The organism is Enterococcus sp. AMC1623 (assembly GCF_058216495.1).
The window spans coordinates 2624038-2636885 of the sequence record NZ_CM177096.1 but is presented as its reverse complement, the minus strand read 5'-3'; the positions used below and the strand labels follow the sequence as shown (position 1 = coordinate 2636885).

Genomic DNA, 12848 nt, shown 5'->3' with positions numbered 1-12848 from the left:
CTCTCCTAACATTGATGGTTTTCAGGAAGACAGTCACAAGTAATTTCTCCAACAACCTCTTTTGCTTGTAAAGCTGTCATCAAATCTGCTACGTCCTCAGCCGTTAATTCATTTTGTTGAATCAAATCCATAATAACTAAAGGAATTTTTTTCGTACACACTTTATTAGAAACGTCCTGACTGATTGCTAACACACTTGCTTCTTCCGTGATTAATGGACTATATAAATAACGATTACCTGTCTTCTTAGTCGTTACAATATTTTTTGCCACCAAACGCGTCAATAACGTCTTGACTGTGGAAGCTGTCCAATGAAATTTTTCTTGTAGCAACTGCGTAATTTCTTTACTAGTCGTTTGTTCTTGTGACCAGATAATACGCATCACTTGCCATTCTGCATTTGAAATTTGCATACAAACACCCTCTTTTGTTTACGAATGTAATCTTTATGTATTCACTATACAATTATCGTCTACAACTGTCAACAATTAATATCCCAATTTCTATTTGCTTTTTAAATTATTTCATAGTAGGATATATATAAATTATATATATAAAATATTTATATATAAAAAAGGCTTATCTATCAAGGATGTGAAAGAAATGTATTATCCCGTATCATCTGTTTTGATTGAATGTATCATTTTATCCGTTGTAGAAACAGCAGATTCTTATGGCTATGAAATTAGTCAAACCGTTAAATTAGTCGCTGATATTAAAGAGTCTACGCTCTATCCAATTTTAAAAAAATTAGAAAAAAATGGGGACTTAACGACCTATACCCAAATTTTTCAGGGTCGAAAAAGAAAATATTATTCACTGACACCCGTTGGCAAAGAACACTTACAGTTTCTAAGACATGAATGGTCAAATTACCGTGATAGTCTAGATGCAATTATTGAAGGAGGCATTCGAGAATGAATCGAGAAAGCTATTTACAACAACTAAAAAAATACTTAAAAAAACTTCCACATGAAGATTATGTTGATGCCATTGATTATTTCACTGAATATTTCGATGAAGCCGGAATTGAAAATGAACAGATTGTCATTAAAGAACTAGGCACACCCAAACAAGCCGCCAGTGAATTACTCAATCAATTAGTAGAAAAACAAACTCACGCGTCAGTCAAAACTTGGTCAATGAAGCGGACCTTCTGGCTAGCTCTTTTAGCAATTTTTGCGGCACCTATTGGGATTCCGCTTGCATTGACCGCTATTTTATTATTGTTTTCAGGTATCCTCGTTTTGTTTAGCTTGTTAGTAGCATTTATTTCGCTACTCGTTGCTGATTTCCTAGTAGCCGGTAAATTAATTTTGCGTGGTTTGGTGGCATTGCCTGTTTCATTTTCAGGTGGTGTGTCCTTGATTGGCTTAGGCGCTCTATTGATAGGCATTGGACTTTTAGTCTTACCCGTGATTCCTACAATTTGGAAAATTACTAAGCGTTGGAGCTTAAGCACCGTTACTCGTTTAACTAGAAAGCAGGTGATTCGTCCATGAAACAATTTTTACATCGACGAATTGCGTTAACCTTTATCGGTATTGGTTTTGTTTTGATTGCTTTGGGATTTATATTAGGAGGCAGAGAGTATGTCGCATATGCGAATTTGAATGATTTCAGTTCAAAAGGAAAACAAACTGTCAAAAAAATTGAGTTAGTCAAAGAACCTTTGAGCACCTTCCAAAACTTGGAAGTCAATTTAGATCTGGCTAACTTTAGTATTGAACCTTCCACTGACAATCAAGCGTATCTTTCCTATAGAAGTACCAATCGTGATGTTGCTTCTCCTTTGAATTACGAGGAAAAAGACAATACATTGATTCTTGAAAAAACACATTCGCGCAACTATTTTATTGATATTTCATTTTTTAACCATTTATTTAATTCTGATAATATCGCTCGGAGCGATCAAATCTCAGTCACTTTATATCTTCCAGAAAAAATGCTTGAAACTGTGACAATGAATATTGAGGCTGGCTCGGCCACAATCCGTAACTTACAAGCCAAACAGGCAACTCTTAGTTCACAAAAATTAACATTGTCAGATTCAAACATTAATTCTTTACAAGTGCTTAACGAAATAGATCATTCTATCTTTAACAATACCCAGATTGAAGAACTGACTATGCGTTCTGAATCGGGAAACTTAACTTTTGAAGAAACAACTGTTCAAAAAGGTGACATACACACTGAATTCGGAACTATCACTTTGACTGATAGCGCCTTTAAAAACACCAAATTTCAAACCGAAAGTGGCAATATCAAAGGTGAACAATTAACCTTTACCGGTGAGAACAATCTAAAAAGCGAATATGGTGACATCACCCTAGGTTTAACTAAAGAAACACTTCAACACACACAGTTTTTCTTACAGACAGAATATGGAAAAGTAATTGTGCCTCATTTAGAGGGCAAACAAACCAACACTTCTTTTACAAGTGTAGAAACAGCTAAAAACATTTTTAACGCCACCATTGAAAGTGGCAATATTACGATTAAATAGCAAAAAGCGTGGAATTTCTTCCACGCTTTTTGCTATTTTACTTCATTTAATAAATCTTGCATCATTTGATTTTGTAATTCAACTGTCCATTGATCAATCATTGTTTGTTGCTTTTCTTTATCCGTTGCTAATGACGGATCTTTTTGAATAGCTTCCATCATTTTCGCTTGAATTTCTTTTTGAGCAGCTTCTTTAAAAGAAGCTTGGCGTTCTTTAGCTAATTCGCCAAATTCTTTCATTTGATCGACACTCAACACTTCCCAAGTTTCAGGAATGTTAAAGGTGTTCTCTGCTTCGATAAATTCATGATTATTATTGACAATTCCGAAAAATAATTTATAAAAATCATTTTCATATTCCCAATAACTTTTTTCTGTAACTAATTCTGGGGGCGTACCTTCTGTTACTGTATTCGTCACATAATCTGTATCTGTTGGTTTTGGTTCTTTTGTGTCAGGTGTTTGATACAAATAAACTTTCTCAGAGCCATCTCCTAACGGCTGATAAAGTAACACATCTAGTCCATCCGCACTAGAAACCAACTCAATGGACTGTGTTTCTACTACTTTTTTCATTCCAAAATGACTGACGAAATTGGCCGTAACTAATAGTAAAGATAAGATAAAAATCCCACCGCAAACGACACCCACACCAGTTTGCCAAGATTTTTTCGCAAGTACAAAGGTAAACGCAAAACCGATCACGCTTAAAAGTAGAATAAAAATAATCATGCGTTAACCTCCTTTGGTTCAATTTCGATTGTTTTCTTATTATCTTTAATGAAGAACGCTACAACCACACCAATTAACCCAAAGATAATCGCAACCATGAAGGCTGAATGGTAACCAGACAATGTTGCATTCACAGCTTGTTCTTTATAGGCAAGTGGTGTTTTATCCAACATCGCTTCATCAGGTAAGTTTGCAGTCGTTACATTGGTTAACACACTAATTAAAATAGCTGTTCCAATCGAGCTAGCAACTTGACGGAACGTATTATTGACAGCTGTACCATGACTAATTAAATTCATTGGTAAAGCATTCATTCCAGAAGTAGTAACTGGCATCATTACCATTGAAATCCCAAACATTCGAATCGCATATAATACCATGATATACATAATTGGTGTCTCTGCTGTTAAAAAGGCAAATGGCGCTGTAGCAGCAGTTAGAATAATCATCCCAACAATTGCTAGACGACGAGCACCATATTTATCAAAGATAGCACCAGTTACAGGCATCATAACCCCCATCACTAAAGCACCTGGTAATAACATTAAACCAGAATGGAAGGCAGTCTCCCCATGAATATTTTGAATATATAATGGCACAACCATTTCTGCACCAATCATCGCCATATTAGTGACACCTGATAAAATCGCAGCAATGGTAAAAATAGGTGATTTAAATACGCGTAATTCTAAGAATGGTTGTGGTAAACGTAATTGTCTCCAAACAAAGAGTCCAATTACGACAACACCCAAACTAATATACCCTAAGACTTCTACACTATCCCAGCCTTTGTTTCCGACGCTTGAAAAACCGTAAAGTAAGGCACCAAAACCAACACTTGATAGCAACGCAGAGAAAATATCAATGCTTGGATTGGACAACGGAATCACACTACGCATTAAGAAAAACGCCAAGATTAAGACAATTACGGCAATCGGCAGAATCATGCCAAATAATTCACGCCAAGAATAATGGTCAATAATCCAACCTGATAATGTTGGTCCTAAAGCTGGTGCTAAACCAATAACGACACCAGACATTCCCATTGCCGCTCCACGTTTTTCTGGTGGAAAAATAGATAACATAATATTTTGTAGCAAAGGCATTGAAAGCCCGACACCACAAGCTTGGATCAAACGACCAACTAATAATATCGAAAAATTTGGTGCCATAAAACATGTCAATGTTCCTAATAAAAAGACAGACATTGCAAATAAATACAAGCTTCGTGAGCTAAATTTATTGATTAACCATGCACTAATCGGAATCATAATTCCATTTACTAATAAAAAGCCAGTTGTTAACCATTGAACATCGGATGCTGTAATATCAAATGCCTTCATTAATGCTGGAAAGGCAGTTGTTAACAATGTTTGGTTCAATACCGTACAAAAAGTACCAATTAATAAAATTGCCACTAATAACGTACGGTTATAAGGTTTTCCATAGATATCTAAAGGTTGTTTGTTGCTCATTTGTTCATCTCCTTTTTTCTTGTTCAGCATTGCATACTTTATTCCTTTTTTTTAACTTTGTCAACCAACTTGACACAGATGTAATTAAAAGTACAATAAAGAGAGAGACACGATAGAAAAGAGGAAAAAAAATGAAATCTTCTCTGCTAAAACAATTATTAGATAGTGATCATTTATTGGTAGGTATTAGTGAATTAAGCGACATGAGTGGCACGTCACCCAGACAACTACGCTATTGGGAAGAAAAAGGCTGGATTACTTCAGTTGCTGACAAAAATCACGCGGCCCGTCGTTACCGATTACCAACTGTCGTAAAAGTCGAGCTAATTAAATATTATTTAGACGAAGGTTTTACATTGAAAAAAGCAGTAGAAAAAGCAGATGAACGCATCAAAAAAGTGCATCATATCCGGAAAGTATTGTCTCAATCATTACGTGATATCGAAATTATTGATGACCGCTTTACAGTCTTTTCAATTAATCATTTTGAACCTGAACAAGAGCGTTTAGTTATTTTACATGATGGAAATGACGATACGTTACACTATCGTTTATTCTCCGCAGATCAAACCGTCAATTATGAACAATTGTGTAACGAATTGCATTAAAAAATATCTGAACGAAGGGAATGACACTCCTCTCGTTCAGATATTTTTTCTACCTCACAGTTCGAGGTTTACATCCCGTACACAACGAAATCCCATATTATTACTTGCCGACATGCCGGTATTGCCATTTCTAGCAGCAATTCGGTATCTTTTACAATAAGAAGCATGACATAAAAATGATCCTCCACGAATCCCGTACGCTGCATCGTCTACTTGCTGATACTTTTGCCAAAACTCTGCACCTGTTTTCGTTTGAAATTCTGTCAATGCTATTTTTTGAGGATTGACACACCATTCCCACACGTTACCAATCATTTGATAAAGTCCATAGCCATTTGGTTCAAAGCTTTGAACTGGAGCTGTTGCTAAGAAGCCATCTGCTTGGGTATTTTCATGAGGAAATTTTCCTTGCCAAATATTGCAATGATGCTGATTGTTGGCTAAAAACTCTGCGCCCCACGGATAGCGTTCAAAAGTCGTACCGCCTTTCGCTGCAATCTCCCATTCTACTTCTGTTGGCAAGCGTTTATTCGCCCATTGACAATAAGCCAATGTATCATTACGTGACACATGAACAACAGGGTGATCGAGACGGTTGGCTAAAGTAGCTTCTGGACCTTCTGGATGCCGCCAATTTGCCCCACGGACGGCAAACCAATTGGGATTTTGAGCAATCGAACGCTGCTTATCTTTCTCGGAAACAAAATAAGCAAAAACTGACGACCAACCAAAACGTTCGGAATCCGTTACGTAGCCTGTTTCTGTCACAAATTTTGCAAACTCTTCATTCGTGACGGTTGTTTCATCTATCCAAAAGTCCGTCACTTGTACAAGTATTTGCGGACCTTCGCAATCTTGTAAAAAACCATCGGGACGATTCGTTCCAATCTTGTATTCACCACCAGCAATCAGCTTCATGGGCGCACACCACGCATACGTAATGCTTGATATTCAAAAATCAAGTTATCATTATTTTCTATCATCCAATTATACAAGGCTTGGCGCATTTCTTGGACGATTGACTGATAGGCTTCTTGTTCGATTTTATTATCCATTTCATAAGGATCACTGGCTAAGTCGTACAATTCATCCACATCCCCACAATTAAATACATATTTGATGTCTTTTTTACGAATCATCCGTTGTGAAAATAAAATACTGCCAATCCCTGAACATTCCGTAACAACAGTCTCTGGCCAAACTAGATGGACATTTTCCATCAGTGGACGCATCGATTGTCCGTCTCGTTCGCGTTGTGCTTCCGACACACCCGCATAATCTAAAATTGTCGAATAAATATCGCAGCTCGTCACAAATTCCGTCAATTCTTGGCGAGTTTGTGATTTCGCTGGTTTAACAAACAGGGGAATACTCACCGTTTCATCATACATAAATATCGCTTTATCACAAAGTCCATCATGAATACCTAAAGATTCTCCATGGTCTGCGCTAAAAATAATAACTGTATCATCATATAAGTCATTGTCTTTCAAATAGCGAATAACTTCACCAATTTGATAGTCAATGTGCGACACACCAGCAAAATAATGCTTGACTACAGGTTCAATTTCTTCCCATGTAGTAAAATCTCCCCGTTTAACATCATGAATGCGGGGTTTCAATACGCCTTTATCTTCAAAATTTTCCCATGCAGGAATAGCGACATCTTTATATGGTTCCAAAAATTCTTGTGGCACAAAATAAGGTTCATGTGGTCCCCAAAAATTCAATTGGAAATACCACGGTGCTTGTTCTTTTTGAAATTCAGATAAAATCATCTTGGTCCGATGAACTAAAAAGCTTTCGATAGTCGTTTCAACACCAGTTGTTACTATCCCTGCTTGATGTTGTTGATAAAAACCATTGATAATTTGTTCAATTTTAAAATCTAAGTTGTTTTCTGCTAAATACTCTTGAAATTGTGGGTAATAGTGACCACCAAAGCCATGTCCGGGAAAATCATCGCCCGTATAACCTACTGTCGTGGGCAACGCATCATTGCGCAATCCAAATTCCGCAAATTGAATATCTCCCATATATTTTTGAATATACGCATCTTGTTTCACATTATCTACGCCTGATCCTAAATGCCATTTGCCAGTATAGCCTACTTGGTATCCCATTTTCACCAATTGACGACTCAATAGCTCAGGTGTATCTGCTAGTTCTTGAACCATATTGCCATAGTTATAAGAATTCGTTAGCATGCCATGATGCATCGGATATAACCCCGTTTGTAAGGACGCTCTAGCAGGCGTACAAATTGGACAGGTTGTGTAGGCATTCTCAAAAATGTACGACTCCTCACTTAATTCATCCAAATGAGGGGTTGTACACGGTAGATTTCCATAGGCTGATAACGTATCTTTACGCTGTTGGTCAGTTAAAATAAATAATATATTCGGTTGCATTCTTTTTCCTCCTTACTCAGTAACCGCTTTCCATTTATTATCTAGCGTGCCAAGAAATTAGACAACCCTTTTACACTATGTATCTTTTGCATACAAAAAAACTGCCAAACAGAAATTCTGTTTGACAGTTTGATTTTTCGGCTTAATGATATAAATCAAAACGGCCTTTCGCCATTACTTCTTTCACGCCACCTGTTTCAAGTAATGATTTGTTCATAATCATTTTTTTGATGAATGAAGCTGGATAGCCTTTAACGCCAGTTTTTCCAACCATACCAAATGCATGTGTGTTACCAATTGAAGCGACAGAACCTGCCGATTTGAAAACAAATCCTGGTAATGTTTGTCCTTTTGAACGACTAATAATGTGTTTTGCTGCATAATCGCCCATTTTCAACGCAATTTGCGCAGTTGTTGGATAAGGACGATTTGATTCTTTATCCATTACAGCAGCAACGTCACCAATGATGTAAATATCATCTTGTCCTGGTGCAGTTAAGTTATCGTTAACCATTACGCGACCACGACGTTCTTCAAAGCCAGATTCACCCATAACAAAACTTCCACTTACACCTGTTGTCCAGATAATTGTTGCTGCTTCTAATTCTTTTTCAGTGTCGCCATTTGCATAAACAACATGCTCTGGTTTGATTCCTTTAATTGCGCAACCTGTCATCAAATGTACATTCCATTTGTCTAAGTATTTCAAGCAATAGTTTGTTAATTCATCATTAAACATTGGTAAAATAGTTGGCGCTGCTTCTACGCAATAAATTTCGATAGCATCTGGATTGACCCCAGCAATTTTTGCGTAGCCTTTTTTCGCTTCAACAAGAGAACCAACTAATTCGATTCCTGTAAATCCAGCACCACAAACAACTAATTTTAAGTATTTTTTATCTTGTGTTGCTTTGTATTTCGCCATTGCATCTTTGATATGTTCATAAATTTTTACTGCTGATTCGATGTTAACCATTTCTAGAGCGTTTTCTTCTGCACCTGGAATACCGAATGTTTCTGAACGGAAACCTAAACCAACAATTAAGTAGTCATAATGTAAAGGTTTGTTGTTTTTTAATGTAACTTCTTTTTTATCTGAATCAATTTTTACGACTTCATCTTGAATGAATGTTGTTACTTTAGGGTTAACAACATCTTTAATGTCATACGTGATTTTTTCTTTTGGTTGTGTACCGGCAGCAACTTCATGTAAATCGGTTGCTTCATAGTGATACTCATTACGATCTACTAATGTGATGTGAAATGCTCCTGTTGCTTTCTTTTGTAACTCATATAAAGCTCGTAACCCAGCGTACCCAGCGCCTAAAATCGCTACTTCCTTCATAACTTTTCCACTTCTTTCTTTTCAATATTATTTATTATATAAGGATACCTAGCAAGTAGGTGATTACTTGTGCTGCTGAACCTACAGCGAGAATTCGCACGGCACAAATAAATGTTTCCCGTTTTACCTGTTTGTTTCTAAAAAGAGTTATTTGTTTCCAAATAAATGGTGCGACTAGAAATGTTAATAAGACTGTCACCGGTGCAATCTTTAGCACAACGGATAAGATAATTCCTAGAAAAGCTAGGATATTCATGCCCACAAACAAATTAATTGAACGTTGTTTTCCTAAATAATGAACTAAGGTGTAACGTTCATTTTTTTCATCTTCTTCTTTATCACAAATGTTGTTTGCAAGCATTAAATTCGCAATCCACATTGTATTAGGCAACGCAATTATAAAGATACTGAATATTTCAGAAAAATTCCAATGAAATGTTTCGAAAGTATTCAAATACACACAAATAAATGAAATCATAATACCCATAGTCGATCCAGAGAAAAATTCTCCAAGTGGTAGACTTGATAATGGTCTAGGTCCGGAAGAATAAAAAATACCGACTAAGTAGCAATACAATCCCATCCATAATAATGGCCAGCCCACGACAGCTGCTAGTGCAATCCCTAAGATTGCCGAAATAATAATCATGCTCGTCATTAACCAAAACACCAAGCGTAACGATAAATTTTCACGCCCAATAATATTGGTCTTTTGTTTGTAATCATGTCCTTCTGTTGCATGGTGATAGTCATTATAATTATCTAAAATATCTACTGCCATATTAAAAATAAACATTGCAACAAAATAAACGAGAACATAACCAAGATGCAGCGTACCATAATGATACCAACTATAACAAAGTCCTATCAAAAATGGCAGGACACTTGCCGTCTTAGCTTTCATCTCAACGAGCTCAAAAAAAACAGATAGTGACATCAGACACTCCTTTCTAAATTTGGACAGCATTACATTGCCTTTTTAAACGAAAATAAGTTAAAATAGAACTACTATCTAACATCGAAAGGGTTATAAACATGCTATCTTACTGGAACGATTATCCCACTATTCAAAATAAACTCCAAATCGTTTGCTCACTAATAGAGAAACAAATGCGAGTTCGCAATAAAGATATCCAAGAAACGCTGATTGATTTTTCACAAGCTGGCGGAAAATATTTACGCCCGGCTTTCTTTTTGTTATTCGCTTCCTTAGGAGACCCTGAAAAACAAGACGAAGAGCAATTAATCAAGATTGCAGCATCTCTTGAAATACTTCACATGGCAACGTTGATTCATGACGACATTATTGATGATTCACCATTGCGCAGAGGGACGAAAACTGTCCAATCACGCTATGGTAAAGATATTGCCGTTTATACCGGCGACTTATTATTCACAGAATTCTTTAAATTAATCATTGAAGCGATGAATGGCTCGAAATTTTTAGCCATTAATGCTCGTTCAATGCACCGTTTATTATTGGGCGAACTCGATCAAATGAACACCCGTTATAACAAAACAGAGACCATTCGTGATTATTTACGCAGTGTGAATGGCAAAACCGCTGAGTTATTCTGGTTAGCTTGTGCACAAGGCGCACATTTTGGACATACAGAAGCGTATGTCCAACGTATCGCTGGTCGTATTGGTCGAAATATCGGCATTGCTTTTCAAGTTTACGATGACATTTTAGACTATACCGCCGATGAAGAAACTTTAAAAAAACCAATTTTAGAAGATTTGGCACAAGGTGTGTATACCTTGCCTCTACTCTTAGCGAAAGCCGAACATCCTGCTGTTTTCTTGCCTTATTTAGAAAAAGAAGACAAAATCACCCCTGAAGAATCACAAGAGGTAGCAGATTTAGTTGTAAAATACCAAGGTGTCGAAATGGCAAAAGACATCGCCCGTCGCTATACACAAAAAGCGCTTGTTGATATCGAGATCTTACCTGATGGTGAAGCCAAAGAAATGTTGCAATTATTAACGACACAATTATTGTTACGCAGCTATTAATCAATTTATAGAACAAGACACTATGACAAAAATATCCGAAGATCGAGCGTAAGAAACAATCTGCTCTATCATTCGGATATTTTTTATTTAGATAAACTTGGCAACTATCTTCTTCTATTTTATTGAGAAAAATGGCTAAAAAATAAATAAGCTACCATGATTGAAAAACCTAAATCAACAATCAGAAAAGACATCCCCTCATATAATACTTGTGGCAATAGAATTTTGCCTAGGTACATGACAAAAAAGAAGACAACAATCCCTACAACAACACTTACCATTTGTACAATCAAGTCTTTCTGCTCGATTTTCTTACGTTTTCTATCAGAGGGCAATAAATTTTGTCCGCGACCAATTGGATTTGCTTGTCTTGTCATATTTGTATTATGGCGATCAAACTCACTGCTTTTAAGATACGATTGCTGCTCAAATTTCTTTTGCCGTTCTCTATCACTCATAAGATCAACGCTCCTTTATTTTCTGAACGAGATTTTCCATCAAATAATACCGCAACACCTAACACTGCCTACATTTTGCCTCACTTGTCTTATTTCAGATAAATAACTTTTACGAATCAACAATCTACCGAAACCGATTCTTTGCCAACAAATAGCATGTATATAAAAAATAGTTCTTTTTATCCTATAGAGAAAAATAGTTTCTAACAAAAAACTGCTTGATTAGACATCCTGTTCGCTGTCTAATCAAGCAGTTTCTGATTCTATACCAGGTTAGTTTAACAAATTTTTGTTGCTTATAACCAAAAATACCCTAAACGTAGCAAATTCGTGCCTGAACGTCGTAATTTTGATATTTGTAGCCAAATCAAGCAGAATTAATTGCCTTTTAAATGAAAAATGAGAGCAATAAAGAAACTTTTAGTCGAAACCTTCAAAATTCCCCTTTATTACGCACAAATCATGATATAATTTTGTAAATTGATTCCTTTAATTTCTATAAGAAACAATAAATGATTATATGGAGGAAAAAAATGATTAATGTATTTATTTGTGAAGACAATTTAATTCAGCGAACAAGATTAGAAACAATCATTAATAACTTCCTTTTAATGGAAGATATAGATATGAAATTAGCGTTAAGTACAGCGAATCCGGAAGAATTACTGACCTATTTACATCGCCATCCCCAATCACAAAGCATTTTCTTTTTAGATATTGACTTAAATCATACGCTAGATGGCATTCAACTAGGTTCACAAATTCGCGATTTATGTATTGATAGTAAAATTGTTTTTATTACGACACACAGTGAGTTAGCACCACTAACATTTAAATATAAAGTCGAAGCGATGGATTACATTGTCAAAGATGATCCTGAAGAATTAGCTTCTCGAGTGAAAGACGCATTGAATCAAGCAAAAAAACATTATTTAGCTGAACATAAAAAAGATGAAACACATATCCGCTTGCGAGTGGGTAGCCAAATTCGCTTATTCGAATTAGCAGATATTATGTTTATTGAAACATCGCCTGGTTCTCACAAGCTTGTTTTACATTTAACAAATAGTTTAGTGGAATTCTATGGTACGATTACCGAAGTTGAAAAATTATCCTCAGACTTTGTAAGAGTTCATAAATCATTTGTCGCAAATCAAAAAAATATTTTGCAAGTCGACACTAAGAATCGATATTTAACTTTTATAAATGGTGAAACTTGTTGGGCATCTTTTCGAAAACTGAGCCAGTTAAATAGAACCTTAACAGAAACATAGGCTATTTATATTGCACGCTATATA

General features: G+C 36.0%; 14 protein-coding genes. 6 read left to right on the top strand and 8 right to left on the bottom strand.

From position 1 onward, the window contains the following. Positions 1-5: 5 nt before the first annotated feature. A complete protein-coding gene (locus tag AC4BC7_RS12680; RefSeq protein WP_207942009.1) occupies positions 6-413 on the bottom strand; it encodes a CopY/TcrY family copper transport repressor in 408 nt (135 codons plus the stop codon). Between the two features lie 190 nt (positions 414-603). On the opposite strand from AC4BC7_RS12680, the gene AC4BC7_RS12675 reads away from it, so the two are divergent. The 3 genes from AC4BC7_RS12675 to AC4BC7_RS12665 are packed head-to-tail and all read left to right on the top strand — an operon-like array spanning position 604 to position 2506. Further along, positions 604-921, top strand: a complete 318-nt coding sequence (locus tag AC4BC7_RS12675; RefSeq protein WP_490503028.1) for a PadR family transcriptional regulator — start codon at positions 604-606, stop codon at positions 919-921. Beyond that, the gene (locus tag AC4BC7_RS12670) at positions 918-1502 is read left to right on the top strand and encodes a DUF1700 domain-containing protein (protein ID WP_490503027.1); all 585 of its coding nucleotides are present in this window, start codon (positions 918-920) and stop codon (positions 1500-1502) included. Before AC4BC7_RS12675 ends, AC4BC7_RS12670 begins: the two co-directional genes overlap by 4 nt. Then, a complete protein-coding gene (locus AC4BC7_RS12665) occupies positions 1499-2506 on the top strand; it encodes a DUF4097 family beta strand repeat-containing protein (protein ID WP_490503026.1) in 1008 nt (335 codons plus the stop codon). The genes AC4BC7_RS12670 and AC4BC7_RS12665 overlap by 4 nt, the downstream gene beginning before the upstream one ends. A 32-nt stretch (positions 2507-2538) precedes the next feature. On the opposite strand, the gene AC4BC7_RS12660 is transcribed toward AC4BC7_RS12665, so the two are convergent. Beyond that, the gene (locus tag AC4BC7_RS12660) at positions 2539-3237 is read right to left on the bottom strand and encodes a DUF4811 domain-containing protein (protein WP_490503025.1); all 699 of its coding nucleotides are present in this window, start codon (positions 3235-3237) and stop codon (positions 2539-2541) included. Continuing rightward, positions 3234-4712: an MDR family MFS transporter gene (locus AC4BC7_RS12655; RefSeq protein ID WP_207942004.1), complete on the bottom strand. Its 1479-nt coding sequence runs from the start codon at positions 4710-4712 to the stop codon at positions 3234-3236. Before AC4BC7_RS12655 ends, AC4BC7_RS12660 begins: the two co-directional genes overlap by 4 nt. Positions 4713-4843: 131 nt before the next feature. Here AC4BC7_RS12655 and AC4BC7_RS12650 point away from each other — a divergent pair, with 131 nt between their 5' ends. Further along, positions 4844-5320: a MerR family transcriptional regulator gene (locus AC4BC7_RS12650; RefSeq protein WP_207942003.1), complete on the top strand. Its 477-nt coding sequence runs from the start codon at positions 4844-4846 to the stop codon at positions 5318-5320. Positions 5321-5374: 54 nt separating this feature from the next. Here the strand turns inward: AC4BC7_RS12650 and AC4BC7_RS12645 are convergent, their stop codons facing one another. From AC4BC7_RS12645 to AC4BC7_RS12630, 4 genes are all read right to left on the bottom strand, one after another. Next, positions 5375-6238, bottom strand: coding sequence for a formylglycine-generating enzyme family protein (locus AC4BC7_RS12645; RefSeq protein WP_490503024.1), 864 nt, complete (start codon positions 6236-6238; stop codon positions 5375-5377). Beyond that, positions 6235-7731, bottom strand: coding sequence for a sulfatase family protein (locus AC4BC7_RS12640; protein WP_490503023.1), 1497 nt, complete (start codon positions 7729-7731; stop codon positions 6235-6237). Before AC4BC7_RS12640 ends, AC4BC7_RS12645 begins: the two co-directional genes overlap by 4 nt. Before the next feature lie 142 nt (positions 7732-7873). Beyond that, on the bottom strand, positions 7874-9076 hold the full coding sequence (locus AC4BC7_RS12635) for an NAD(P)/FAD-dependent oxidoreductase (RefSeq protein WP_207942000.1): 1203 nt from the start codon (positions 9074-9076) through the stop codon (positions 7874-7876). Between the two features lie 34 nt (positions 9077-9110). After that, on the bottom strand, positions 9111-10013 hold the full coding sequence (locus tag AC4BC7_RS12630; protein ID WP_207941999.1) for a prenyltransferase: 903 nt from the start codon (positions 10011-10013) through the stop codon (positions 9111-9113). Positions 10014-10111: 98 nt separating this feature from the next. Between AC4BC7_RS12630 and AC4BC7_RS12625 the strand changes: the two genes are divergently transcribed. After that, positions 10112-11092, top strand: coding sequence for a polyprenyl synthetase family protein (locus AC4BC7_RS12625; RefSeq protein WP_490503022.1), 981 nt, complete (start codon positions 10112-10114; stop codon positions 11090-11092). Between the two features lie 119 nt (positions 11093-11211). Here AC4BC7_RS12625 and AC4BC7_RS12620 read toward each other — a convergent pair whose 3' ends face one another. Further along, positions 11212-11550, bottom strand: a complete 339-nt coding sequence (locus tag AC4BC7_RS12620) for a hypothetical protein (RefSeq protein WP_207941997.1) — start codon at positions 11548-11550, stop codon at positions 11212-11214. A 533-nt stretch (positions 11551-12083) separates the two neighbouring features. Here AC4BC7_RS12620 and AC4BC7_RS12615 point away from each other — a divergent pair. Then, positions 12084-12824, top strand: coding sequence for a LytR/AlgR family response regulator transcription factor (locus AC4BC7_RS12615; protein WP_207941996.1), 741 nt, complete (start codon positions 12084-12086; stop codon positions 12822-12824). Positions 12825-12848: the final 24 nt, after the last annotated feature.